Annotated in this window: 28 protein-coding genes and 1 riboswitch; of the genes, 27 read left to right on the top strand and 1 reads right to left on the bottom strand. The window is 71.9% G+C overall.

The window, feature by feature from the left end; genetic code table 11:
- Positions 1-47: 47 nt before the first annotated feature.
- The 20 genes from ACHAAC_RS05625 to ACHAAC_RS05720 all read left to right on the top strand — a co-directional run bounded on the left by ACHAAC_RS05625 (position 48) and on the right by ACHAAC_RS05720 (position 16,488).
- Positions 48-491, top strand: a complete 444-nt coding sequence (locus tag ACHAAC_RS05625) for a hypothetical protein (protein WP_435715076.1) — start codon at positions 48-50, stop codon at positions 489-491.
- 18 nt (positions 492-509) lie between these two features.
- A complete protein-coding gene (gene mihF / locus ACHAAC_RS05630; RefSeq protein WP_435715077.1) occupies positions 510-833 on the top strand; it encodes an integration host factor, actinobacterial type in 324 nt (107 codons plus the stop codon).
- 16 nt (positions 834-849) lie between these two features.
- Positions 850-1,479, top strand: coding sequence for a guanylate kinase (gene gmk, locus ACHAAC_RS05635; protein WP_435715513.1), 630 nt, complete (start codon positions 850-852; stop codon positions 1,477-1,479).
- The gene (gene rpoZ, locus ACHAAC_RS05640; RefSeq protein ID WP_435715078.1) at positions 1,476-1,748 is read left to right on the top strand and encodes a DNA-directed RNA polymerase subunit omega; all 273 of its coding nucleotides are present in this window, start codon (positions 1,476-1,478) and stop codon (positions 1,746-1,748) included. The genes gmk and rpoZ overlap by 4 nt, the downstream gene beginning before the upstream one ends.
- A 23-nt stretch (positions 1,749-1,771) precedes the next feature.
- Entirely contained in the window at positions 1,772-3,031 is a 1,260-nt protein-coding gene (coaBC, locus tag ACHAAC_RS05645; protein ID WP_435715079.1) for a bifunctional phosphopantothenoylcysteine decarboxylase/phosphopantothenate--cysteine ligase CoaBC, read from the top strand.
- Between the two features lie 101 nt (positions 3,032-3,132).
- The gene (metK, locus tag ACHAAC_RS05650) at positions 3,133-4,320 is read left to right on the top strand and encodes a methionine adenosyltransferase (protein ID WP_435715080.1); all 1,188 of its coding nucleotides are present in this window, start codon (positions 3,133-3,135) and stop codon (positions 4,318-4,320) included.
- 91 nt (positions 4,321-4,411) lie between these two features.
- Positions 4,412-6,439 (top strand): primosome assembly protein PriA, encoded by a 2,028-nt coding sequence (locus ACHAAC_RS05655; protein WP_435715081.1) that lies wholly within the window; start codon positions 4,412-4,414, stop codon positions 6,437-6,439.
- 69 nt (positions 6,440-6,508) lie between these two features.
- A complete protein-coding gene (gene fmt, locus ACHAAC_RS05660; protein WP_435715082.1) occupies positions 6,509-7,432 on the top strand; it encodes a methionyl-tRNA formyltransferase in 924 nt (307 codons plus the stop codon).
- Positions 7,429-8,718, top strand: coding sequence for an RsmB/NOP family class I SAM-dependent RNA methyltransferase (locus tag ACHAAC_RS05665; RefSeq protein ID WP_435715083.1), 1,290 nt, complete (start codon positions 7,429-7,431; stop codon positions 8,716-8,718). Before fmt ends, ACHAAC_RS05665 begins: the two co-directional genes overlap by 4 nt.
- Before the next feature lie 191 nt (positions 8,719-8,909).
- Entirely contained in the window at positions 8,910-9,575 is a 666-nt protein-coding gene (gene rpe / locus ACHAAC_RS05670) for a ribulose-phosphate 3-epimerase (protein ID WP_435715084.1), read from the top strand.
- Positions 9,576-9,607: 32 nt separating this feature from the next.
- A riboswitch (FMN riboswitch) is annotated at positions 9,608-9,736 on the top strand.
- An 83-nt stretch (positions 9,737-9,819) separates the two neighbouring features.
- Positions 9,820-10,866 carry a bifunctional diaminohydroxyphosphoribosylaminopyrimidine deaminase/5-amino-6-(5-phosphoribosylamino)uracil reductase RibD gene (ribD, locus tag ACHAAC_RS05675; RefSeq protein WP_435715085.1) on the top strand — a complete coding sequence of 349 codons (1,047 nt, stop codon included), beginning with the start codon at positions 9,820-9,822 and terminating at the stop codon, positions 10,864-10,866.
- Positions 10,866-11,495, top strand: coding sequence for a riboflavin synthase (locus ACHAAC_RS05680; protein ID WP_435715086.1), 630 nt, complete (start codon positions 10,866-10,868; stop codon positions 11,493-11,495). Before ribD ends, ACHAAC_RS05680 begins: the two co-directional genes overlap by 1 nt.
- Positions 11,492-12,760, top strand: a complete 1,269-nt coding sequence (locus ACHAAC_RS05685; RefSeq protein ID WP_435715087.1) for a bifunctional 3,4-dihydroxy-2-butanone-4-phosphate synthase/GTP cyclohydrolase II — start codon at positions 11,492-11,494, stop codon at positions 12,758-12,760. Before ACHAAC_RS05680 ends, ACHAAC_RS05685 begins: the two co-directional genes overlap by 4 nt.
- A gap of 222 nt (positions 12,761-12,982) precedes the next feature.
- Positions 12,983-13,474 (top strand): 6,7-dimethyl-8-ribityllumazine synthase, encoded by a 492-nt coding sequence (gene ribH, locus ACHAAC_RS05690; protein ID WP_435715088.1) that lies wholly within the window; start codon positions 12,983-12,985, stop codon positions 13,472-13,474.
- A gap of 67 nt (positions 13,475-13,541) precedes the next feature.
- Positions 13,542-14,147 (top strand): hypothetical protein, encoded by a 606-nt coding sequence (locus ACHAAC_RS05695; RefSeq protein WP_435715089.1) that lies wholly within the window; start codon positions 13,542-13,544, stop codon positions 14,145-14,147.
- The gene (locus ACHAAC_RS05700; protein WP_435715090.1) at positions 14,147-14,368 is read left to right on the top strand and encodes a helix-turn-helix domain-containing protein; all 222 of its coding nucleotides are present in this window, start codon (positions 14,147-14,149) and stop codon (positions 14,366-14,368) included. Before ACHAAC_RS05695 ends, ACHAAC_RS05700 begins: the two co-directional genes overlap by 1 nt.
- A 12-nt stretch (positions 14,369-14,380) precedes the next feature.
- Positions 14,381-14,644, top strand: a complete 264-nt coding sequence (locus tag ACHAAC_RS05705; protein WP_435715091.1) for a phosphoribosyl-ATP diphosphatase — start codon at positions 14,381-14,383, stop codon at positions 14,642-14,644.
- A gap of 82 nt (positions 14,645-14,726) precedes the next feature.
- Positions 14,727-15,572: an ATP phosphoribosyltransferase gene (gene hisG / locus ACHAAC_RS05710; RefSeq protein ID WP_435715092.1), complete on the top strand. Its 846-nt coding sequence runs from the start codon at positions 14,727-14,729 to the stop codon at positions 15,570-15,572.
- Positions 15,569-15,979, top strand: a complete 411-nt coding sequence (locus ACHAAC_RS05715; RefSeq protein WP_435715093.1) for a PH domain-containing protein — start codon at positions 15,569-15,571, stop codon at positions 15,977-15,979. Before hisG ends, ACHAAC_RS05715 begins: the two co-directional genes overlap by 4 nt.
- Positions 15,976-16,488 (top strand): SseB family protein, encoded by a 513-nt coding sequence (locus tag ACHAAC_RS05720; RefSeq protein ID WP_435715094.1) that lies wholly within the window; start codon positions 15,976-15,978, stop codon positions 16,486-16,488. Before ACHAAC_RS05715 ends, ACHAAC_RS05720 begins: the two co-directional genes overlap by 4 nt.
- 9 nt (positions 16,489-16,497) lie before the next feature.
- Here ACHAAC_RS05720 and ACHAAC_RS05725 read toward each other — a convergent pair whose 3' ends face one another.
- Positions 16,498-17,502, bottom strand: coding sequence for a GNAT family N-acetyltransferase (locus ACHAAC_RS05725; protein ID WP_435715095.1), 1,005 nt, complete (start codon positions 17,500-17,502; stop codon positions 16,498-16,500).
- Between the two features lie 268 nt (positions 17,503-17,770).
- Between ACHAAC_RS05725 and infC the strand changes: the two genes are divergently transcribed.
- The 7 genes from infC to pheT are packed head-to-tail and all read left to right on the top strand — an operon-like array spanning position 17,771 to position 24,819.
- Positions 17,771-18,490 (top strand): translation initiation factor IF-3, encoded by a 720-nt coding sequence (gene infC, locus ACHAAC_RS05730; RefSeq protein WP_435715096.1) that lies wholly within the window; start codon positions 17,771-17,773, stop codon positions 18,488-18,490.
- 1 nt (position 18,491) lies between these two features.
- On the top strand, positions 18,492-18,686 hold the full coding sequence (rpmI, locus tag ACHAAC_RS05735; RefSeq protein WP_435715097.1) for a 50S ribosomal protein L35: 195 nt from the start codon (positions 18,492-18,494) through the stop codon (positions 18,684-18,686).
- 34 nt (positions 18,687-18,720) lie between these two features.
- Entirely contained in the window at positions 18,721-19,113 is a 393-nt protein-coding gene (gene rplT, locus ACHAAC_RS05740) for a 50S ribosomal protein L20 (RefSeq protein WP_435715098.1), read from the top strand.
- Positions 19,114-19,135: 22 nt separating this feature from the next.
- Positions 19,136-19,990, top strand: a complete 855-nt coding sequence (locus tag ACHAAC_RS05745) for a TrmH family RNA methyltransferase (RefSeq protein ID WP_435715099.1) — start codon at positions 19,136-19,138, stop codon at positions 19,988-19,990.
- Between the two features lie 30 nt (positions 19,991-20,020).
- Positions 20,021-21,085, top strand: a complete 1,065-nt coding sequence (locus ACHAAC_RS05750) for an ATP-binding protein (RefSeq protein ID WP_435715100.1) — start codon at positions 20,021-20,023, stop codon at positions 21,083-21,085.
- A 52-nt stretch (positions 21,086-21,137) separates the two neighbouring features.
- The gene (pheS, locus tag ACHAAC_RS05755; protein ID WP_435715101.1) at positions 21,138-22,241 is read left to right on the top strand and encodes a phenylalanine--tRNA ligase subunit alpha; all 1,104 of its coding nucleotides are present in this window, start codon (positions 21,138-21,140) and stop codon (positions 22,239-22,241) included.
- Between the two features lie 49 nt (positions 22,242-22,290).
- Positions 22,291-24,819 (top strand): phenylalanine--tRNA ligase subunit beta, encoded by a 2,529-nt coding sequence (pheT, locus tag ACHAAC_RS05760; RefSeq protein ID WP_435715102.1) that lies wholly within the window; start codon positions 22,291-22,293, stop codon positions 24,817-24,819.
- The last annotated feature ends 27 nt before the right edge of the window (positions 24,820-24,846 follow it).

Consider the following 24,846-nt stretch of genomic DNA (forward strand, 5'->3'; position numbering starts at 1 on the left):
CGGCTTGTAGGCTCGCCCGTGCACCACGAACCCTCGAGGAGTACTGCATGATGCGCCCTGTCCGGAGCTCCCTGGCTGCCGTGGCCCTCGTCACCGTCGGCTCCGTCCTCGCCGGGTGCGGCGGCCCGAGCCCCTACTGCGTGACGGTGGAGGAGCAGACGGCGACGCTGGAGGACTTCGGCAAGGACCGCACCAATGCGGCCTACACGACCTACGCCGACGCCCTGGACGCCCTGGCCGAGGACGCCCCCGAGAGCGTCGCCTCCGCATGGGCCGAGCTCTCAGAGGTCACGCGCGGTGTCCTGGCCGCACAGGAGGAGGTCGGACTGGCGCTGGAGGAGATGGGCGACGACGACAAGGTCGCCGAGCTCTCCACCGAGCAGCTGGCCGATCTCAACGCGTCCTACGAGGCGTTCAACGCCACCGAGGACCAGCGTGACGCCGTGGTGAAGAATGTGAAGCAGGAATGCGACATCACGCTCGCCAGCTGATCGACGAAAGGTGACCCGGTGGCTCTGCCCAAGCTGACCCCCGAGCAGCGACAGGCCGCTCTGGACAAGGCCGCGCGGGCCAGACAGGTCCGCGCAGAGATCAAGAACCGTCTCAAGCACTCCGGTGCGAGCCTGGCCGACGTCCTCACCGAGGCTCGTACCAACGAGTTCGTTGCCAAGCTGAAGGTCAGTGACCTGCTGCAGTCCATGCCCGGTGTCGGCAAGGTCACGGCCGGCGAGATCATGGATCGGATCGGCATCGCTGAGAGCCGACGACTGCGGGGGCTGGGCGTCAACCAGGTCCAGGCCCTCCTGCGCGAGTTCGGGCACCGTGACCGCTAGCACCGGGCCCACTGGCATGGAGGCCGATGCCGCCCGGTCGCGCCTCGTGGTGCTGGCCGGGCCCACGGCCGTCGGCAAGGGCACCGTCGCGGCCTGCGTCCGCGAGGATCATCCGGACATCTGGATCTCGGTGTCGGCCACGACACGGGCGCCGCGCCCCGGGGAGGTCGACGGGTTGCACTACCACTTCGTGAGCGATGAGGAGTTCGACGCGCTCGTGGCGGAGGACGGTCTGCTGGAGTGGGCCGTCGTGCACGGCAGGCACCGCTACGGCACACCGCGGGCGGCCGTCGAGGAGCGGCTCGCGCAGGGTCTGCCGGCGCTGCTGGAGATCGACCTGCAGGGAGCCCGGCAGGTGCGCGAGCGCATGCCCGAGGCCCTCATGTGCTTCCTCGCGCCGCCCAGCTTCGCCGAGCTGGAGCGTCGCCTGGTCGGACGGGGGACGGAGGGGCACGAGGAGCGGGCCCGGCGCCTGCGCACCGCCGAGGATGAGCTGGCGGCCGAGGAGGAGTTCGACGTCACGATCGTGAACACCGACGTTCGGTCCGCGTGCGATGAGTTGGTAGACTTGTTCGGTCGCGGCCTTCGTCGCGACCACCGCCGCACTTCCCAGGCACCACCACACCACCACAGCGAGGTCCAGTGACCAGCACGCGTTCCGTTGCCGAGGGCATCACCAACCCGCCCATCGACGACCTGCTCGAGAAGGCCGACTCCAAGTACAAGCTGGTGCTCTACAGCGCCCAGCGCGCGCGGCAGATCAACGCCTACTACTCCCAGCTCGGCGAGGGCCTGCTGGAGTACGTCGGCCCACTGCTGGAGACCCACGTGCAGGAGAAGCCGCTCTCGATCGCCCTGCGCGAGATCAACGGCGACCTGCTGACCGTCGAGGACACCGAGACCGACGAGGCCTGAGCCTCGCCGCTCCCGCGAGCACGATGGACTCCCTCTCCGGGCCCCGGATCGTCCTCGGGGTCAGCGGTGGCATCGCCGCCTACAAGGCGGCGCTGCTCCTGCGGCTGTTCACCGAGTCAGGGCACGACGTCCGCGTCGTGCCCACCGAGGCGGCCCTGGAGTTCGTCGGTGCGCCCACGTGGGAGGCGCTCAGTGGGCACCCGGTGCACACGGGCGTCTTCGCGGACGTCCCCGACGTCCCACACGTCCGGCTCGGCCAGCAGGCCGACCTCGTCGTCGTCGCGCCCGCCACGGCCAACACCCTGGCCAGGGCGGCCCACGGCCTCGCCGACGACCTGCTCACCAACACCCTGCTGACCGCACGCTGCCCGATCGTCATGGCCCCGGCCATGCACACCGAGATGTGGGCCCACCCGAGCACCCAGCACAACGTGGGGCTGCTCCGCGACAGGGGCGTGCTGGTCCTTGAACCTGCGCAGGGGCGGCTCACCGGCACCGACACGGGGCCCGGCCGCCTGCCCGAGCCTGAGGCGATCTTCGCCGCGTGCCGGCAGGTGCTCGCGGGTCGCCCCCGCGACCTCGCCGGACGACACGTGGTGGTCAGCGCGGGAGGGACACGCGAGCCGTTGGACCCGGTCCGCTTCCTCGGCAACCGCTCGTCCGGTCGTCAGGGCCTCGCCCTGGCCGAGGCCGCCGCGGCCAGGGGGGCCCGCGTCACCCTCGTCGCCGCGAACGTCGAGCTCCCGGTCCCGGCGGGGGTGGACGTCGTGCGGGTCGGCACCACCGAGGAGCTGCGAGCAGGGGTCCTGGCCGCTGTGGCCCCCGGCGATGGTGCTGCCGCGGACTGCATCGTGATGGCCGCCGCTCCGGCGGACTTCCGCCCCACCGAGCTGGCCGGGGCCAAGATCAAGAAGACCCATGACGGCAGCGCGCCGACGATCTCGCTGGTCGAGAATCCCGACATCCTGCTGGAGCTCGTGCAGTCCAGGGGCGTCGACGGACCCGTCATCGTCGGGTTCGCCGCCGAGACCGGTGACGAGCACGGCAGCGTCCTGGAGCACGCTCGCAGCAAGCTCGAGCGCAAGGGCTGCGACCTGCTGGTCGTCAACGACGTCAGCGGTGAACGAGTCTTCGGTCGTGACGACACCGAGGCGGTGATCCTCACCGCGGGTGGCGCCGTGCAGGAGGTGCCGCACGGGTCGAAGGACGATCTCGCCCACGCCGTCTGGGACGCGGTGGTCCGACGGGCGGAACAGCTCCAGAACCCTTCTACGGATCGCTAGACTGCCCAGACGTCCGCGGGCCCCGACACGTGAGCCCAGAGCCCGGCCACTCCCGCTGACCATCGCGAACCCCTGAATCCCATGCACACAGGAGAGATGCAGTGAGCCGATTGTTCACGTCCGAGTCCGTGACCGAGGGTCATCCGGACAAGATCGCCGACCAGATCAGCGACAGCGTCCTCGACGCGCTGCTCGCCGAGGATCCCAAGAGCCGGGTCGCGTGCGAGACCTTCGTGACCACCGGGCTCGTCCTGGTGGGCGGTGAGGTCACCACCAACACCTACGCCGACATCGCTCGGATCGCTCGTGACCGGGTGCTCGAGATCGGCTACGACTCCTCCACCAAGGGATTCGACGGCGAGTCGTGCGCGGTGCAGGTCACGCTGGACGCCCAGAGTGCCGACATCGCCCAAGGTGTCGACACGGCCGAGGAGGGCCGGGTCGGCGGAGCCACCGATCCGCTGGACCTGCAGGGCGCCGGCGACCAGGGCCTGATGTTCGGCTTCGCGTGCGACGAGACGCCCGAGCTCATGCCGCTGCCGATCACGATCGCTCACCGTCTGGCCCAGCAGCTGACGCAGGTCCGCAAGAACGGCACGCTGCCGTACCTGCGTCCCGACGGCAAGACCCAGGTCACCATCGAGTACGACGATGACGACCGCCCCGTCCGGGTCGAGGCCATCGTGCTCTCCACGCAGCACGAGGACGGCGTCGACCTGGAGCACCAGCTGCCCGACGACATCAAGAAGCACGTCATCGACACGGTGCTCGCGCAGTACGACATCGACACCTCGGACTACCGCCTGCACATCAACCCGACCGGCAAGTTCGTGATCGGCGGACCGATGGGCGACGCCGGCCTGACCGGTCGCAAGATCATCGTCGACACCTACGGCGGCTACGCGCGACACGGTGGTGGCGCCTTCTCCGGCAAGGACCCGAGCAAGGTCGACCGCTCGGCCGCCTACGCGATGCGCTGGGTCGCCAAGAACATCGTGGCCGCCGGCCTCGCGAGCAAGGTCGAGGTGCAGGTCGCCTACGCGATCGGCGTGTCCCAGCCGGTCGGCTTCTACGTCGACACCTACGGCACCGAGACCGTCCCGGTCGACACGATCCGCGACGCCGTCCTGGAGGTCTTCGACCTGCGCCCCGGCGCCATCGTGCGGGACCTCGACCTGCTGCGACCGATCTACGCCCAGACTGCCGCGTACGGCCACTTCGGCCGTGAGGGGTTGCCGTGGGAGAGCACGGACCGCGCCGACGCCCTGAAGGCCGCCGCGCAGGCCTGATCTCGCGTCACGACGGCCTCCGCCCCTCGGGGTGGGGGTCGTCGTGCGTCCGGGCCCGCTGGGTGTCGGGCCGGGCTGGTAGAACGACACCGTGACCGAGGATGTCGAGCAGGAGCCGGAGGAGAGCGGGCAGCTGTCCCTCGTGCCGGCTGCTCGACCTGTCGTGGGCCCGATGAAGGCCGGGCCGGCCGCCGCCCCGCGGCTCCCGATCGCCCGGGTCGTCGTGGACACGCCCTTGGCGCACCTGGACCGACCCTTCGACTACCTCGTCCCCGAGGAGCTGGACGAGCTGACCGTGCCGGGCTGTCGGGTCAAGGTGCGCTTCGCGGGCCGGCTGACGGACGCCTACGTCATCGAGCGGGTCGAGAACACCCTGCACGAGGGCACGCTCGCACCCCTGGCCAAGGTCGTCTCCGCCGAGCCCCTGCTCACCCCCGACCTGCTGGCCCTGTGCCGGGACGTCGCCGACCGGTGGGCCGGGACGCTCACGGACGTGCTGCGGCTGGCCATCCCGCCGCGACACGCCCGCGCGGAGGCCCAGCCCTCCGTGTCACCGGACGCCGGGCTCCCACCGATCACCGACGACACCTGGACTCCCTGGCCCGACGGCCCCGGTCTCGTCGCGGCCCTGGCGCGGGGCGAGTCGCCACGGGCCTGCTGGGCTGCGCTGCCGCACCGTGACCCGGCCCGCGCCGTGGCCGAGGCGGTGCTGGCCACGGTGCACTCCGGACGCGGGGCCGTCGTCTGCGTGCCCGACGTGCGCGACGTCGCCCGCTGGGACGCCGTCTTCGCCGAGGTGCTCGGGCCGGGACGGTACGTCGTGCTCACGGCTGCCGAGAAGCCGGCCGCGAGGTACCGGGCCTACCTCGCGGCCGCCCGCGGGTCGGTCCGGGTGGTGCTCGGCACCCGCGCGGCCGCCATGGCGCCGGTACAAGACCTCGGGCTCGTCGTCATCTGGGACGACGGCGACGACCTCTACGCCGAGCCGAGGGCGCCCTACCCCCACGCCCGGGAGGTCCTGCTCACCCGCGTCGCCCGCGAGTCCTGCGCGCTGCTCGTCGCGGGCTTCGCGAGAACCGCCGAGGCGCAGTCGCTCGTGGCGTCGGGGTGGTGCTCGGACATCGTCGCCGAGCCGACCATCCGACGCCGCGCCTGGCCACGGCTGGACGTCACCGACGGGTCGGTCGACGGTGGTGCCCCCGCCCGGCTGCCCCGAGAGGTGTTCACCGGCATCCGGAGTGCCGACGGTCCGGTGCTGGTGCAGGTGCCGCGGCGCGGCTACCGCGCCTCCCTCGCCTGCCAGGACTGTCGAACCGCGGCCCGGTGCCGCTCCTGCGACGGCCCGTTGGCCCAGGCGGGACGAGACCGCGGCGTCGCGTGCCGGTGGTGCGGGGCCGAGGCGGCGCCATGGCGGTGTGAAGAGTGCGGCTCGGGTCGGTTACGGGCGCCGGTCATCGGCCAGCTGCGCACAGCCGAGGAGTATGCGGCCGCCTTCTCGCAGCGCACCGTCGTCACCTCCGGCGGCTCCACGGTGCTCGCGGAGGTGGATCGTGGCGACGTCATCGTGCTCGCGACGCCGGGCGCCGAGCCACGGGTCGAGGGCGGGTACGAGCTCGTCGTGCTGATGGACACCTGGCTCGCGCTCGGGCGCGAGGACGTGCGGGTGGTGGAGGAGGCCCATCGCCGCTGGTTGAACGCGCTCGCTCTGGCCCGCGAGACGACCCGGGCCATCGCGGTCGGCGACCCGGTCGGCCTGCAGGGGCTGGTGCGGGCCGACCCCGTCGGCCTCGCCCGACGCGAGCTCGCCACCCGGGCCGAGACCCACCTGCCGCCCGTCGGGCGTCTCGCGCTGGTCGAGGGATCCGCGGAGGCGATCGAGCCGCTGGTGCAGCGGACCTGGACGCCGCACACGGAAGTGATGGGGCCGGTGCCGCTGGAGCCGGCCGCCGGGCCGGCGCGCGGGCGCGGCGACGCCCCGCCGCACGCAGCACAGCTCGTCCTGCGCGCACCCCGCCGCGAGGGGCCGGCGCTGGCCGCCGCCCTGAAGACTGTCCAGGCCGAGCGCTCGGCGGCCAAGCTGCCGCCCCTGCGGGTCCGTGTCGATCCCCACGACCTCTGACCCACCCTGGGCGGTGTCCACCGAGGCGCCGACGACGGACGCGACGGGTCGCGCCTAGACTCGACGCCCGTGAGGATCGTGTTCGCAGGAACGCCCGAGACGGCGCTGCCGTCGCTGGAGGCGCTGATCGCCAGCCGGCACCACGTCGCGGCCGTCGTGACCCGCCCGCCCGCTCGCCGGGGCCGGGGGCGCAGCCTGCACCCCAGCCCCGTCGCCGAGCGCGCGGCCGAGCACGGGATCGAGGTCCTCGCGCCCGAGCGCGCCACCGATCCGGCGTTCCTGGACCGGCTCCGCACGATCGACCCGGCCTGCTGCCCGATCGTGGCCTACGGCGCCCTGCTGCGCCGCGAGGCGCTCGACGTCCCCGAGCTCGGCTGGGTCAACCTGCACTTCTCGGTGCTGCCCGCCTGGCGCGGCGCGGCCCCCGTCCAGCGCTCGATCATGGCCGGTGACGAGGTCACCGGCGCCACCGCCTTCAGCCTCGTGGAGGAGCTGGACGCCGGGCCGGTGCTCGGCACGATCACCGAGCGGATCCAGGATGACGACACCGCCGGGACCCTGCTCGACCGGCTCGCCCGCGAGGGCGCCACGCTTCTCGTCGACGTGCTGGACCACATCGAGGCCGGCGACATCGGCGCCGTCGAGCAGCCCGAGGACGGTCTCTCCTACGCCGCCAAGCTCAGCACCGCCGACGCACGCATCGACTGGACCCGTCCGGCCTTCGCCGTCGACCGGCAGGTGAGGGGCTGCACTCCGGCGCCCGGCGCGTGGACCGAGCTCGACGGGCTGCGTCTGAAGATCGCGCCCGTCGCCCCCACGGTCGAGGACACCCTGGCCCCGGGGCGGCTCGAGGTCTCCAAGCAGGAGGTGCGGGTGGGCACGGCCACGACCGACGTCGTCCTGACGAGCGTCCAGCCGCACGGCAAGAAGGCCATGGCGGCCGCGGACTGGGCTCGTGGGGCGACCCCGTCGCCGAACGCGGTGTTCGCATGAGTGATCCCGTCCGCACGATCGCGTTCCTCGTCCTGCGCGCCGCCCGCGAGCAGGACGCCTACGTCAACCTGACCCTGCCGGGCATGCTCAGCGAGCACCGTGTGGTGGGCCGGGACGCCGCCTTCGCCACCGAGCTCGTCCACGGCTGCCTGCGTCGGCGCGGCACCTACGACGCGATCATCGGCTCGCTCGCCAAGCAGGGCATCGAGGGCATCGATCCCGCCGTGCTCGACGCCTTGCGGCTGGGAGCCCATCAGGTGCTGTCGATGCGCGTCCCGGCCCACGCCGCCGTGTCCGAGACGGTGGACGTCGTGCGGCGCGAGATCGGGCACAAGCCGGTGGGCTTCGTGAATGCCGTCCTGCGCCGGATCGCCGCCAAGCCGCTGGCGGTGTGGCTCGACGAGGTCTCCGCGGGGCTGGACGCCGACGGGATCCGGGAGGTCCGGACGGCCCACCCGCGGTGGATCGTGGAGGCTTTCCGGGCCGCGCTGAGCGACGACGTGGAGGCCCTCGACGCGCTCCTGGAGGCCGACAACGTGCCGCCCAGGGTCACGCTCGTCGCTCGCCCCGGCCTGTGCGAGCCCGACGAGCTGCCGGGCACCCCGGGGGAGTACTCCCCGTACGCCCGGATCCTGGCCGAGGGAGGAGACCCCGGCGACATCCCCGCAGTGCGCGAGGCTCGCGCCGGTGTGCAGGACGAGGGCTCCCAGCTCGTCGCCCTCACGCTCGCGGACACCGTGCTGGACCACGGCCCCGTGTCCGAACGGTGGCTCGACCTGTGCGCCGGTCCCGGCGGCAAGGCGGCGCTGCTGGGCTCGCTGGCCGCCCAGCGCGGAGCGACGCTCGTCGCGAACGAGGTGCAGGAGCACCGGGCCGAGCTCGTCCGCAGCGGACTGCGGACCTTGCCCGACGTCGAGGTGACCGTCCACGACGGGCGCGAGGGCCCGTGGGAGCCTGGCTCGTTCGACCGCGTGCTCGTCGACGCCCCGTGCACCGGGCTCGGCGCGCTGCGCCGCCGCCCCGAGGCTCGATGGCGCCGACGCCCCGAGGACCTCGACGACCTCGTCCCGCTGCAGACCGCGCTCCTGACCCGCGCCCTGGAGCTGACGCGGCCCGGCGGAGTCGTCGTCTACGCCACGTGCTCGCCGCACCTCGCGGAGACCACCGGCGTCCTGGCCGCCGTGACCGACGGGCGTGACGACGTCCAGCTGGAGCGAACCCAGCAGTGGTGGCCACACGTCCACGGCACCGACGCGATGTTCGCGGCGGTCCTGCGGCGGACCTGACTCCGGCTCAGCCCTCGGTGCCCGAGCCGCGGTGACGGAGGTCCCTCGCATCCATCCGCCTGGCATGACGGCGGGCGAGCGCGAGGACGGCCACGGTGAGGCCCAGGGCGACGACGAGCACGGTGACCTCCTGGTCGGGTGGGACCCACTCTAGGTCGCGGGGCGCTCGACCACCTCGCTACGCTCCGGACATGGGCATCCAGATCACCCCCAGCCTGCTCAACGCCGACTTCGCCAACCTCGCAGCGGAGGCGGCGCGCATCCCGGGTGCCGACTGGCTGCACATGGACGTCATGGACAACCACTTCGTGCCGAACCTGACGCTCGGCGCACCGGTCATCGAGGCCCTCGCCAGGGCCGCGGCACAGCCCGTCGACGCCCACCTGATGATCGAGGACCCGGACCGCTGGGCCCCGGCCTTCGTGGAGGCCGGGGCCGGCAGCGTCACCTTCCACGTGGAGGCAGCCTCCGCCCCCGTACGGCTTGCCCGGGAGATCCGTGCCCAGGGAGCACGGGCCTCGATGGCGCTCAAGCCCGCGACGCCGATCGAGCCGTACGAGGACCTCCTGCCCGAGCTCGACATGGTGCTCGTCATGACGGTGGAGCCCGGCTTCGGGGGACAGAGCTTCCTGGACCTGTGCCTGCCCAAGATCCGAAGGGCCCGCCGCTTGATCGAGAAGACCGGTGGCGACATCTGGCTGCAGGTCGACGGCGGAGTCTCCCTGGAGACGATCGAGCGCTGCGCCGAGGCCGGGGCGGACACCTTCGTGGCCGGCTCGGCCGTGTTCGGGGCCGACGACCCCGAGGCGATGGTGCGGTCGTTGCGTGAGACGGCGTCGGCCGTGCACCACTGCTGACCCGCTAGACTCGACGCAGACGAGCTAACGCTCGCGTGCTCCGGGGTCGGTGCAATTCCGAGCCGGCGGTCATAGTCCGCGACCCGAGTCCCGCAGGGGACGAGGTTGAACCGGTGGAACTCCGGTACCGACGGTGAAAGTCCGGAAGGGAGGCGCACGCCGGCGTCGGTCGTGCCCCCGCTCGCCGGGGGTGGGCACCGGCGACCCGTCGCCCCGGGGTGCGCGCGCACCGACCGGAGGACCCATGGCGACCGAGAACGAGCTGCAGGCGATGCGCCGCGCCCTCGATGCCGCACGCGCCACGGCTCGTGCGCTGCCCAACCCTCGGGTGGGGTGCGTGCTTCTCGACGCGCAGGGACGCGAGATCGCCGTCGGGGCCCACGAGGGCGCCGGTCGCCCGCACGCGGAGGTCGTGGCCCTCGCCGCGGCGCTCGAGGCCGGCGTGGAGGTCCGAGGCGGTACCGCCGTCGTCACGCTCGAGCCTTGTGACCACACCGGGCGGACCGGGCCCTGCACCAGGGCGCTCGTCGAGGCCGGCATCGTCCGCGTCGTCCACGGCCAGTCCGACCCCGACCCCGCCGCGGCCGGGGGAGCCGGCACGCTCGTGGCGGCCGGGCTCGACGTCGAGGGCGGCGTGCTCGCCGACGAGGCCACGCAGCTCAACGTGGAGTGGACCCACGCCGTCACCCGCGGTCGCCCCTTCGTCACGTGGAAGTACGCGGCGACCCTGGACGGCTTGAGCGCAGCCCCCGACGGCAGCAGCAAGTGGATCACCAGCGCGGTGGCCCGCCGGGACGTGCAGGCGTTCCGAGCCGATGTCGACGCGATCGTCGCGGGGACGGGTGCGGTCCTGGCCGACGATCCCCGGCTCAGCGTGCGGGACGAGAACGACCTCCCGCTGCCCTACGAGCAGCAGCCGTTGCGCGTCGTGGTGGGGGAGACGCAGATCCCCAGCTACTACCGTGTCTTCGACCGTGTGGCGCCGACGTTGCTGATCCAGCAGCGCGACCCGGAGGCCGTCCTGGCCCGGCTCACCGAGGAGGGCGTCCGGCACGTGTGGCTGGAGGGTGGCCCACGCCTGGCGGGTGCCTTCTGGAACGCCGGCCTGATCGACCGCGTGATCGGCTACATCGCCCCGTCGATGCTCGGGTCGGGACGCGCCGCCCTCGAGGGGGAGGCCACGACGCTCGCCGACATGCGCCCCATCGACATCACGGACCTGGCCCGCGTCGGGCCCGACATCCGCATCATCGGGACGCCCGGGCGCGCCCCGCGAGAGGAGATGCCCTGATGTTCACCGGACTCGTGGAGGAGAAGGGCACCGTCGTCGCGATCGACGACCTCGGCGACGCTGCCCGGCTCACCGTGCACGCGCCACACGTGACCGCCGACGTCGGGCACGGCGACTCCATCGCCGTGAACGGCTGCTGCCTCACCGTCATGGCCCAGGGGCCGGCGACGTTCAGCGCCGACGTGATGGCCGAGTCGCTCGTCCGCACCTCGCTCGGCGGCCTGCGGGTCGGCGACGAGGTGAACCTCGAGCGCGCGCTGGCCGCCGGTGCCCGCATGGGTGGTCACATCGTCCAGGGCCACGTCGACGGCACCGGGACGCTCCTGGACCGCACGTCGGCGAAGCACTGGGAGGTGTTGCGCCTGGCCCTGCCGGTCGAGCTGGCGCGCTACGTCGTGGAGAAGGGCTCGATCACCGTCGACGGCGCGTCCCTGACCGTCGTGGAGGTCGTCGACGCCGTTGCCGAGACAGGGGAGGGGGACGCTCCGTGGTTCTCGGTCTCCCTCATCCCCACCACCCTCGCGGACACCACGCTCGGCGCCCTGGCTGCCGGGGACCGCGTCAACCTCGAGGTCGACATCCTCGCCAAGTACGTCGAGCGTCTGCTCGGAAAGGGAGACCAGCGATGAGTGTGCGTCTGGACAGCATCGAGCGAGCGATCGCCGACATCCGCGCCGGCAAGGCCGTCGTCGTGGTCGACGACGAGAACCGCGAGAACGAGGGCGACATCATCTTCGCCGCGAGCAAGGCGACACCGGAGCTGATGGGCTTCCTGGTGCGGTACTCCAGCGGCTACGTGTGCGCCCCGATCACCGGCGACGTCCTCGACCGCCTCGGGATCCCGCTCATGACGCCGCACAACCGCGAGAAGATGCGCACCGCCTACACGATCTCGATCGACGCCCGTGACGGCATCACCACCGGCATCTCGGCGGCTGATCGTGCCCGCACCTGCCGGGTCCTGGCCGACTCCGCCACCGAGCCGTTCGAGCTGGTGATGCCCGGTCACGTGCTCCCGCTGCGTGCCAAGGACGGCGGCGTGCTGGAGCGGGCCGGGCACACCGAGGCCGCCGTCGACCTCACCCGGCTGGCGGGGCTCACGCCGGCCGGGGTGATCGGCGAGGTCATCCACGACGACGGGACGCTGATGCGGGCGCCTGCGCTGCGGGACTTCGCCGACGAGCACGACTTGGCGTTGGTCTCGATCGAGGACCTGCAGGTGCACCTGCGCCTGCACCAGTCACAGGTGGAGCGCCTGGCCACGACGCGGCTGCCGACGGAGTTCGGTGAGTTCACCGCCCACGGCTTCCGCGACAGCATCGACGGCTCGGAGCACATCGCCCTCGTCCACGGGGACATCACCGGACCGTCCGGAGTCGGGGCGGCGAGGCGCGGGGTGCTCACCCGGCTGCACTCGGAGTGCCTCACGGGCGACGTCCTCGGCTCGCGGCGCTGCGACTGCGGGCCGCAGCTGCAGGCCGCGATGGCCGCGATCACGGCCGAGGGGGCCGGGGTCGTGATCTACCTGCGCGGGCACGAGGGGCGCGGGATCGGCCTGCTGCACAAGCTGCAGGCGTACGCGCTTCAGGACACCGGGGACGACACGGTGGACGCCAACCTGCGACTGGGCTTCGGCGAGGACGAGCGTGACTACGCCGCGGGGGCGCAGATGCTGCGTGACCTGGGTGTCGAGTCGGTCCGTCTGCTGACCAACAACCCCGACAAGACGGCAGCCCTCGAGGCGTACGGGGTGCGGGTGGCGGAGCGGCTGCCCATCGAGATCGAGCCGACGCCGGAGAACATCCGGTACCTGCAGACCAAGGCCGAGCGGATGGGGCACGACCTGCCCGGACTGCCGTTGGGCGACGCATCGAGCACGGGAGAGGGAGCATGAGCTGGGGGTACCGCCCGCGAGCTCTGCGAGTGGGGGCGCGCCAGCTGGGGGCACCCCCGCGAGTTCTGCGAGCAGGGGGCGTGAACAACGGACACCTCATGCGGGCACGCTCCTACCGTGGTTTGTCTGAGGACGTGAACGCATGAGCGAGCGCCAGCGAGTGAACAACGGACACCTCATGCGGGCACGCTCCTACTGTGGTTTGTCTGAGGACGTGAACGCATGAGCGGTCACGGAGCACCGAGCCTGAGCACGGACGCCACGGGGGCGCGGGTCGTCGTCGTCGCGTCGAGCTGGCACGAGCTGGTCATGGACGGGCTCGTCGCCGGGGCGCAGGCCGCGCTGGCGGAGGCCGGGGTCACCGACGTCACCCTCGTGCGGTCGGCCGGCTCGTTCGAGCTCCCGATCGTCGCGCAGGCGTGCGCACGTGCCGGCTTCGACGCCGTCGTCGCGCTCGGCGTCATCATCCGTGGGGGGACGCCGCACTTCGAGTACGTCTCGGCGGCGGCCACCGACGGTCTTGCCCGCGTGGCCCTGGACACCGGTGTCCCGGTCGGCTTCGGCCTGCTGACGTGCGACGACGACGCCCAGGCGATCGACCGCGCCGGGCTCGAGGGCAGCCGGGAGGACAAGGGCCGAGAAGCCGCCGAGGCGGCCCTCGCCACCCTGGTCACCCTGCGCGGCGTGGCGCCGGCATCGTCGCCCGAGGGTTGACGCACTGACCTCCGAGGCATATCGTTTCTCGATAGTATCGAGAAACGATAAAGTTGGGGGATCGGGCATGACACGTCACGAGCACGCTCGGACGCACCGCGACCTGTGGGCGTTCGGGGCCAGCGATCGCTTCGCAGTGTTCGTCTTCGCCGCCTTCGCCGGCGCCCTGGCCGGGATGCAGCTCCTGGTCCTGCCGCTGTGGCGGTGGTCCGTCGGCAAGGGGGTGCTCATCGAGGTCCCTGTCGCCGACGTCGGTCCGGGTGCTCTCCCCATGGTCGGCTCGACGGTCACGGTGAGCGCCTCCGGCGCGGGCACCACCGAGCGACTGATCACTCTCGCGCCGGGCCTGGTCACGCTCGCCCTCGTGCTGGCCGGGCTCTGGTGCATCGTGCGGATCGTCGCGGCGATCGTGGGCCCGGACCAGGTGGTCGGCGGAGCCGTGGTGCGTCGGATGCGCTGGCTCGCAGGAGGCCTGCTGGCGGCACCCGTCCTGCTGTCCGTCCTGTCCAGCGTCGCCTCGACCGTCGTGGCGGACCGGCTCGGGCTCGATGCCCCGGGAGTGGGCCTGGACATCGACCCCGCGTGGATCATCGCCGGGCTCCTGTGCGCCGCGGTGGCACAGGCCTTCGCCAACGCCGACCGGTGGCGCGAGGACGTCGACGGGCTCGTGTGATGGGCGACGAGCCGCACCGGGTGCGGTGTCACCTCGACGAGCTGCTCCTCGACCGTGGCATGACGTTGACGGCGCTGGCCGAACAGGCCGGTGTCACGGTGGTGAACCTCAGCGTGCTCAAGAACGACCGGGCCAGGGCCGTCCGGTTCTCCACGCTCACCGCGATCTGCGAGGTGCTCGACTGCAGTCCGGGTGAGCTGTTGTCGGTGGGCTCCCTCTAGACTGAGCTGGCCATGAAGACCTTCGATGACCTCTTCGCCGAGCTCAGTGCCAAGGCGCATACCCGTCCCACGGGATCGCGCACCGTCGCCGAGCTCGATGCCGGCGTCCACGCGATCGGCAAGAAGCTCGTCGAGGAGGCCTCCGAGTCATGGATGGCCGCGGAGCACGAGGGACCCGAGCGGACCGCCGAGGAGATCAGCCAGCTGCTCTACCACGCGCAGGTCATGATGATCGCCTCCGGCGTCACGCTCGACGACGTGTACGCCCACCTGTGACGGCAGCGGGAGCCAACCCCTTGGAGGACTCGGCCGCTGTCGTCGCCGATGAGTCCGTCACCCTCCCCAGAAAGTCATCACCATGCTGAGAGTCGCCGTGCCCAACAAGGGTGCGCTGTCGGAGGCCGCGAGCCAGATGCTCGTCGAGGCCGGCTACCGCCAGCGTCGGTCCACCAAGGACCTCGTCATGATCGACGCCGAGAACGACGTCGAGTTCTTCTACCTGCGCCCGCGTGACATCGCCGTCTACGTCGGGGAGGGCACGCTGGACGTCGGCCTCACCGGCCGCGACCTGCTGCTGGACTCCGCCGCACCGGCCACCGAGCAGATCGGTCTCGGGTTCGGCGCGTCGACGTTCCGGTTCGCCGCACCCACCGGCACCATGACCGACGTCGCCCAGCTCGACGGCAAGCGCATCGCCACGTCCTACCCGGTGGTCGTCCAGGACTTCCTGCAGCAACGGGGGATCAGCGCGACGGTCGTGCGGCTCGACGGCGCCGTGGAGTCCTCGATCCGGCTCGGCGTCGCCGACGCCATCGCCGACGTCGTGGAGACCGGCAGCACTCTTCGCCAGGCCGACCTCACGGTCTTCGGGGACCCGTTGCTGTCCTCGGAGGCGGTTCTCATCACCCGTCAGGGAGCACCCGAGCCGGACGCCTACGCGATCTTCAAGCGCCGCCTCGACAGCGTCATCGTCGCGCGGACCTACGTGATGATGGACTACGACATCCGCGCCGAGAACGTGGAGGCCGCGGTCGAGCTGACGCCCGGCATCGAGTCCCCGACCGTCTCACCCCTGCATCGCGAGGGGTGGGTCGCGGTGCGGTCGATGGTGCCGCGCGACGGGGCCCAGCGGATCATGGACGCCCTGTACGGCCTGGGGGCCCGGGGCATCCTCGTCACGGACATCCTGGCGTGCCGGGTGTGAGCGTCCACCGCCCCGGCGGGACCCGGTACGTCGCCTACGGCGGCGTCGTCGCGCTCGTGGTGATGTCGGTGGCGATCACCGTGGCGCTGCCCGGTGAGATCCGTTCCCAGGTGTCGTTGTCGCAGGCCCTGACGCTGTACGGGTGCGTCGCGGCGATGATCGTCGTGCTGCACGGGATGGGCCGCAGCCTGGTACGCGTCGACGACGACGGCCTGGAGGTGCTCAACGGCTTTCGTCGGCACCGGGTGCCGTGGGAGTGGATCACGGGCATCTCCTACAAGCAGGGTGCACCATGGCCGACGCTCATCACCCACGACGACGAGCGCATCATGCTGTTCGCCCTGCAGGGCAGCAGCCACGCCGAGACGCTCTCGGTCGTCCAGGACATCGTCCGGCGGGTCCCGTGAGCGGCAGCGGGCGGTCCCTCGCCGAGCCGGCGTTCCCGGACGACGACGGCACGGCGTACCCCGCCCTCGAGGCGGCGCTGGGTGACCGCACCGACGTGCTCGGCGTCCTCGGCGGGGTGCGGGTCTTCGTCCCGATCGTCGCGACCATCGGCGGGGGTGCGGGGCCACGGGCCGTAGAGGGCACCGGGGAGGGTGGGCTGACGGCCGAGGGTGCCGACAAGGACGCCGACATGGCGGCCGTCCTCATGACGGGTGCGGACGGTCGGCAGGCCCTGCTGACCTTCAGCAGCCTGGCGACGATGGCGGCGTGGAACGCCGAGGCCCGTCCGGTCCCGGTGTGGGGGCAGGCAGCGGCCGTCGCCGCGCTGGCCGAAGGCGCCTCGGCCGTCCTGCTCGACCTCGGCTCGCCGCACTTCACCGTCGTGGAGGCCGACGACCTGCAGCACCTGGCGAACGGGGACCGGCTCGCCCGGACGGACGCCGGCACTGCCTGGGTCCGGTCCGGCTGACCCGGTGCCTCACGCCGAGGCGATGGCCTGCACGGACCCGAGCGGCGCAGTGATGTGCATGGACCCGTCGTGTCGCTCGACCCGGGCCACCAGGCCGGCCGCCCCCACGGCCCGCAGCATCGTGTCGCTCGACCCGGCCGCGATGAAGGTGAGGTGCTCCGCGCCGAGCCCCTTGGCCCGACCTGCCGCCTCGCGCACCAGACGCGTGCCCAGTCCGTGCGCCTGCCAGGCGTCCTCGACGAGCAGCTGGAAGGTCCACCGATCGCCGCGCGGCTCGAGCACACCGTGTCCGACGACGGACAGTCCCAGCTGGACGACGAGCGCAATCCCGCCCTCGGGCAGGACGAGGCGTCGGGCGAGTCGCGTCGTCATCGGCAGGCGCAGCGGTACCTGGTAGCGCTGGTAGAGCGTGTCGACGCTGCACCGGCCGTGCAGGGCACTGACGGCCTCGATGTCGGCGAGCGTCGCCTCGCGGACCAGTGGCAGCGGGTGGTGGGGGGAGGGTGCGATGAGCGGCACGTCCATGCCCGCGTCGCTCACCAGCGAGAGCAGTGCCTGGGCCCGCGCCCGCTCGACCGGCGTGAACGGGACGGCTCGGCTGATCCGCAGCACCGTGCCGCTACGCCGTTGCAGGTCCAGGACGTCGTGCCCGCCGTAGTCGGCGACGTCCGGCGGTTCGGTCTGCAGGAGCTCGCGCAGGACCTCCTCCACGTCCCGCCCCTCCTCGATGATCTCGTGCACGGCCTGCAGGTATCGGGTGGGTGGGTCGGACAGCGAGTCCTCGCCGGTGCGGGTGACGGCGACGTCGGTGCCGCCGGCAGCACCGAACAGCTCTGCCAGACCCACCTCGGTCCACTCGTCCGACGCGTCGACGACGAGGTCGTCCACCGCGCCCGCCGCCGTGCGGAAGACCTGCATCGCCACGATGTTCACCCCTGCCTCGCCGCAGGCCGTGGCGATGCGGGCCAGCAGCCCCGGCCGGTCCGGCAGTGTCGTACGTACCCGCCACATCATGGATCCATGGTGCGCACCTGGCGTTGCCGCATCGCGTCGAGCGTGTTGCACCGGTGTGACGTCGAAGGTCGATCGGAATCGAGCGGGGGGCCGGATTTCACGACCGCGCGAGTTCGCTGCTAGACTGGATGGCGAAGTGGAGGTCCACCTCCCACCTGCTCGATTCCTGATCGAGGGGTAACCGACCGGCTCGCCCGGTCGTGAGCATCGCCCGGCCTGCCCCGCGGTGGTGCCCGGTGGCCTCCGTTTCGCACGGAGGCCATTTTTCGTGGTCTCCCCACAGACCACAGGAGGATCCATCAGCACAGAGCTGCGCGTCAACGATCGCATCCGCGTCCCCGAGGTCCGCCTCGTCGGACCAGGCGGTGAGCAGGTCGGCATCGTCCGTATCGAGGATGCCCTGCGTCTGGCTGCGGAGGCAGACCTCGACCTCGTCGAGGTGGCCCCCACTGCCCGCCCGCCGGTCTGCCGACTCATGGACTACGGCAAGTTCAAGTACGAGGCCGCCCAGAAGGCACGCGAGTCACGGCGCAACCAGACGAACACCGTCATCAAGGAGATGAAGCTCCGCCCCAAGATCGACCAGCACGACTACGCGACCAAGAAGGGTCACGTCGTGCGGTTCCTGAAGGCGGGCGACAAGGTCAAGATCACGATCATGTTCCGCGGTCGTGAGCAGCACCGCCCCGAGCTCGGGTACCGGCTGCTGCAGAAGCTCGCGGAGGACGTGGAAGACCTCGGCATCGTCGAGGCGCACCCGCGCCAGGACGGCCGCAACATGACGATGGTGATCGCACCACTGAAGAAGAAGTCCGAGGCCCAGGCCGAGGTCAGGGCAGAGAAGGCCCAGTCCACCGCCGAGAAGGTCGCGGAGCGCGAGGCCGATGCGGCCGCCGACAAGGCGCACCGCGAGGCCGCACACAAGACTGCGGCGCCCAAGAAGCCTCGGCGTCGCTCCGAGAACCTCGACCCAGACATGGAGGCATGAGATGCCGAAGTTCAAGCCCCACTCGGGCATGAAGAAGCGCGTCAAGATCACCGGCAAGGGCAAGCTGCGCCGCGAGCAGACCAACCGACGTCACCTGCTGGAGCACAAGCCCAGCTCCCGTACGCGCCGACTCGAAGGCACGGTCGACGTCGCCAAGGCCGACGTCAAGCGAGTCAACAAGCTGCTCGGTCGCTGACCGCGCTCCCCGATACGTTCAAAGGAGTATTGACATGGCACGCGTCAAGCGTTCTGTCAACGCACAGAAGAAGCGCCGCGAGACCCTCGAGCGCGCCTCCGGCTACCGTGGTCAGCGTTCGCGCCTGTACCGCAAGGCCAAGGAGCAGGTCACTCACTCGTACGTCTACAACTACCGTGACCGCAAGGCGCGCAAGGGCGACTTCCGTCGCCTGTGGATCCAGCGGATCAACGCCGCGGTCCGCGCCGAGGGCATGACCTACAACCGCTTCATCCAGGGCCTGCGGCTCGCGGGTGTGGAGGTCGACCGCAAGAACCTGGCCGAGCTCGCCGTCAGCGAGCCCGCCGCGTTCAACGCACTGGTCAAGGTCGCCAAGGAGGCCCTCCCGGCCGACGTCAACGCCCCCAAGGACGACGCGGTCGCCTGAGCGCGACCCGTCGCACTCACGCGTGGCGAGTCCCGAGCCCCTCACCGTCCGCAGCGGACGGGTGAGGCACGCCCGGCGGCTCGCCACTCGTGCGTTCCGGGACAAGACCGGTGAGTTCCTCGCCGAGGGCCCGCAGGCGGTCCGTGAGGCGCTGGGCGTCCCGGGCCTGGTGCTGGAGGTCTTCGCGACCGTCGAGGCGGGGGAGCGGCACGTCGCACTGCGTGAGCGCGCCGCGACCGGCAGCACCCCGTGGTCGGTCGTCGACGACGAGGTCCTGGCCGAGGTCGCCGACTCCACGACGCCGCAGGGTCTCGTGGCCCGCTGCACGAGCGTCGTCGCGGGCCTGGACGCCGTGCCCCCCGCGGCTCGTCTCGTGGTGGTGTGCGCCGACATGCGTGACCCGGGCAATGCCGGTGCGGTGATCCGGTGCGCGGACGCGGCAGGGGCCGATGCCGTGGTCCTCGCCGGCGACAGCGTCGATCCCACCAACCCCAAGGCCGTGCGCGCCAGCGCCGGCAGCCTCTTCCACCTGCCGGTGGTCGTCCACCGCGACCTCGGCGAGGTCGTCGAGCTGCTGCAGGGCCGCGGGCTCCAGGTGCTCGCCGCGGACGGACGGGGCGACGTGGGCCTGTTCGAGGAGACCCTCGATCTCGCCGCACCCACGGCCTGGCTGATGGGGAACGAGGCACACGGCCTCGCCGAAGCCGCTCGCGGCCTCGCCGACCAGGTCGTGGCCGTCCCCATCCACGGCCGCGCGGAGAGCTTGAACCTCGCGACTGCAGCGGCCGTCTGTCTCTACGCCAGCGCCCGCGACCAGCGTGCGGCCGGCGGAGGGCTCCCGGGCGCACAGCCCGGCGACTCGCGCCCCTCGGCCTGACCCGTGCAGGCGTACTAGGGTTCAGTTCCCATGGACCTCGACGACTTCCCTGACGGCGTGGTCATGGCTGACGCCGACGGACGGGTCGAGTACGTCAACCGCCGCATCGAGCAGATGGCCCGGGCAGCCCCCGGCGAGATGGTCGGGATGCGCCTGGAGGACGCGATCCCGTTCGACGACCTGAACGGCAACAGCTGGTACGCGTGCTCGCGTCCCTACGACGGGCTCGCCACCCGCAACCGGATCTCCGAGCAGGCGTGGTGGTCCCCGCGTGGCAGTGAGTACCTCATCACCGCCAGTCTCGTGCGCGATCGCCCCGGGGGCACCGTCCAGCGGGTGATGGTCAGCGTGCGCAACGCGCGCGTCCGGAACCAGCGCGACCGCGAACGGTCCGACCTCGTCGCCACGGTGGCGCACGAGCTGCGCTCGCCGCTCACCGGGATCAAGGGCTTCACGTCCACCCTGCTGACCAAGTGGGACCGCTTCTCCGACGAGCAGCGCCAGTTCATGCTGGAGACGGTCGACTCCGACGCTGACCGGCTCACCCGTCTGATCACCGAGCTGCTGGACGCCGCCCGGATCGACGCCGGGAGGCTCACGCTGCGCAAGGGGCCGGTGCGGGTCGAGGAGATCGTCCGGTCGGTGCTGGTGAGCCAGTCGATCGGCTCGGGCAGGCCGGACCCGCAGGAACCCGTCGTCATCGGTGAGCCGCCGGTCATCTGGGGCGATGCCGATCGTGTCACCCAGGTCGTGACCAACCTGCTGGAGAACGCCGCCCGGCACGGGCACGGCCTGCGCGAGGCGGTGGTCCGCGAGAGCGCCTCGACGGAGCTCTCGCCGGAAGGCCAGAACGAGGCTGGAGTGGTGCTGGAGGTGCACGACCAGGGCCCGGGCATCCCCGAGGAGATGCGTCAGCGCGTGTTCAGCCGGTTCTGGCGCGCCGGGCCGGGCGCGGGCAGCGGCCTGGGCATGTACATCGTGCGCGGGATCGTCACCTCCCACGGTGGCCACGTCGAGATCCGCGACGACGAGCGCGGCGGTGCCGACATCAGGATCTGGCTGCCCGTCAACGAGCCGGACGCGCTCACGGACTGACGAACCGCTTCACTAGACTGACCTGGTCCCAGCCCTCCGACGACAGGACCTCATGTCCGCGCCGAACTCCGACTACGACCCCGTCGAGGTGACGCCACTGCGCGCCGACGAGGTCGAGCGGATGCGTGACGAAGCACTCGCTGCCATCGCCGCTGCCGACTCCCTCGCCATGCTGAAGCAGGCACGTCTGGACCACGTCGGCGACCGCTCGCCGCTGGCGCTGGCCAACCGGGAGATCGGCGCCCTGCCCCCGCAGGCTCGCAAGGATGCCGGCCAGCGCGTCGGCCAGGCCAGGGGAGCGGTCAACCAGGCGCTCGCCGCCCGCACCACCGAGCTCGACGCCCTCGAGGAGGAGCGCAGGCTCGCCGAGGAGACGGTCGACGTCACGCTGCCCACCGACGTCGAGCCGGTCGGCGCGCGGCACCCGCTGACCACCATCCAGGAGCACGTCGCGGACATCTTCGTGGCCATGGGCTGGGAGGTGGCCGAGGGACCCGAGGTCGAGGCGGAGTGGCTCAACTTCGACGCCTTGAACCTGGGTCCGGACCACCCCGCCCGCACGATGCAGGACACCTTCTGGGTCTCACCGGAGAAGGCCGCCCTGGTGCTGCGTACCCACACGTCGCCGGTGCAGGCGCGCACGATGCTGACTCGGACGCCACCGATCTACATCGCCTGCCCCGGGCGGGTCTTCCGCACCGACGAGCCCGACGCCACGCACGCGCCGGTGTTCCACCAGGTCGAGGGCCTGGCCATCGACGAGGGACTGTCGATGGCCCACCTCAAGGGCACGCTGGACCACCTGGCCGCGGCCATCTACGGTCCCGGCATCACGACGCGGTTCCGGCCCTCCTACTTCCCGTTCACCGAGCCCAGCGCCGAGGTCGACCTGCTCTGCTACGTCTGTCAGGGCGCACCCGAGGCCGTGGCCGACTGCGGCACCTGCCGGGGCGAGGGCTGGATCGAGTGGGGCGGCTGCGGGGTCGTGAACCCGCGCGTGCTCGTGGCCTGTGGCGTCGACCCGGAGCGCTACTCCGGCTTCGCCTTCGGCATGGGCCTGGACCGGACCATCACCAGCCGGTACGACATCGCCGATCTGCGCGACCTGTGGGACGGCGACGTCCGCTTCACCGAGCCGTTCGGGGTGGGACTGTGACCACTCCTCCCGCATCCGCCCACCCGTCCCTCGCCACGGAGGTGCAGCCGTGAAGGTTCCTGTCTCCTGGCTGCGCGACCTCACGGGTCTGCCGGCCGACGTCACCACCGAGCAGCTCGCCGACCGGCTCACCGCCTTCGACCTCAAGCTCGAGGAGATCATCGGCGCTGGTGTGTCCGGTCCGCTCGTCGTCGGTCGTGTCCTCAGTGCCGACCCGGAGCCGCAGAAGAACGGCAAGACCATCAACTGGTGCCGGGTCGACGTCGGCCCGGAGCGCAACGAGCCCGCGGTCCCCGTCGAGGGTGCCGAGGACGTCCCCCCGGGGCGCGGTGTCGTGTGCGGTGCTCACAACTTCGGCCCCGGCGACCTCGTGGTGGTCTCCCTGCCCGGGACCTACCTGGCCGCGCTCGGCTTCGAGATCACCGCGCGCAAGACCTACGGACACGTCTCGGACGGCATGATCTGCTCCACCAGGGAGCTGTCCCTCCCGGAGGACGCCTCGTCCGAGCATGGCATCCTGGTGCTGCCCGCCGGCTCCGCCGAGCCGGGCGACGATGCCATCGCGCTGCTCGACCTGGGCGAGGAGACCCTCGACCTCGAGGTCAATCCCGACCGCGCCTACGCACTCTCCCTGCGCGGCGTCGCGCGGGACACCGCGCTCGCCTTCGGGCTCGACCTCGTCGACCCGGCCGACATCGCCGACGAGACCGAGGGCCCCGACGTTGGCACCGCCTACCCCGTCCGCGTCGACGACGCGGACGGTTGCCCGGTCTTCACCACCCGGTGCGTGAGTGGCTTCGACCCCACGAGCCCCACGCCGGCCTGGATGGCACGTCGCCTCGAGCAGGCCGGCATGCGCTCGATCTCCTTGGCCGTGGACGTCAGCAACTACGTCATGCTCGAGCTCGGCCAGCCGAACCACGCCTACGACCGCGCCAAGCTGCGCGGTGACATCGTGGTGCGACGGGCCACCGGGGGCGAGCAGATCACCACGCTCGACGACGTCGTACGGCCCCTCGACCCGCAGGACCTGCTGATCTGCGACGACAGCGGGCCGATCGGCATCGCCGGGGTGATGGGCGGCGCCAGCACCGAGATCGACGACGCCACCACCGACATCGTCATCGAGGCAGCGCACTTCGACCCGACGACGATCTTTCGGGCCGGGCGCCGGCACCGGTTGAGCTCGGAGGCAGGCAAGCGCAACGAGCGGGGGGTGGACCCGCAGCTGCCGGCCCGTGCCTCGCGCCGGGTCGCCGAGCTGCTCGTGGAGCACGGCGGTGGGACGATCGAGCCCGGTCTGACGCAGGTCGGCACGGCGCCGGAGCGTGCCCCGGTCTCGATGCCCGTGGACCTGCCGACCCGCATCACCGGCGTCGAGGTCGATGTCGAGACCGCGGTGAGCGCACTGCGAGGAAACGGATGCGAGGTCGAGCTGGAGGGCTCGACCATCACGGCGACCCCGCCGAGCTGGCGCTTCGACGTCGTGGAGCCCTACGACCTCGTCGAGGAGGTCCTGCGCGTCGTCGGCTACGACCAGGTGCCCTCGATCCTGCCGACGGCCTCGGGTGGTCGCGGCCTGACCCGCGACCAGGAGCTGCGCCGCCGGGTGGGCCACGTGCTCGCGGGGGCGGGGCTGGTGGAGGTGAAGACCTTCCCGTTCGCCGGACCGGCGGACCTGGACCGGCTCGGGATCGGCGCCGACGACGACCGCCGCCGACAGGTACTGCTGGAGAACCCGCTCTCAGCCCAGGAACCGGGTCTGACCACCACCCTGCTCGTCGGGGTGCTGCGCGCCCTCTCGCTCAACGTCGGCCGAGGGCACGAGGACGTCGCGATCAGCGAGGTGGGTCGGGTCTTCTCGCCGCGGCCGGACGCTCCGGACGCGCCGATCTACGGCGTCGATCGGCGCCCGACGCCACAGGAGCTCGCGGCCCTCGACGCCGCCCTCCCGCTGCAGCCGTTCCACGCGGCGTGGGCCCTCGCGGGTCAGCGGGAGCGTCGTGGCTGGGCCGGCCCGGGTCGCCCCGCCACGTGGGCGGATGCCATCGCCGTGGGACGCCGCCTTGCGGAGTCGTTGCACGTCAAGCTCGCGGTCGAGCCCGTGCGGCTCGCGCCGTTCCATCCGGGGCGTGCCGCGGCCTTCCTGCTCGAGGGTGTGGTGATCGGTCACGCCGGAGAGCTCCACCCCGACGTCGTGCGGGCCCACACGCTGCCCGAGCGTGCCGTGGCCGGTGAGCTGGACCTCGAGGCCCTGATCGCCGCGGCCCCCGAGGTGGGGCCCAAGCCGGACTTCTCGGCCTACCCGGTGGTCAAGGAGGACCTGGCCCTCGTCGTCGATGCCGACGTCCCGTCGGCCCGGGTGCAGCAGGCGCTGGAGTCCGCGAGCGAGCTGGTGGAGTCCGTCCGCCTCTTTGACGTGTACACCGGCGACCAGGTGCAGCAGGGCCGGCGCTCGTTGGCCTTCGCCCTGCGGCTGCGCGCCCCCGACCGGACGCTCAAGGACGCCGAGATCGCCGCGGCGCGCGAGTCCCTCGTCACCGCCGCCGCCGGGGTCGGCGCCACCCTGCGCACCTGACGAGAGACTTCCACACCACTGACGAGA

The organism is Aeromicrobium sp. CF4.19 (genome assembly GCF_051262555.1).
GTDB lineage: Bacteria > Actinomycetota > Actinomycetes > Propionibacteriales > Nocardioidaceae > Aeromicrobium.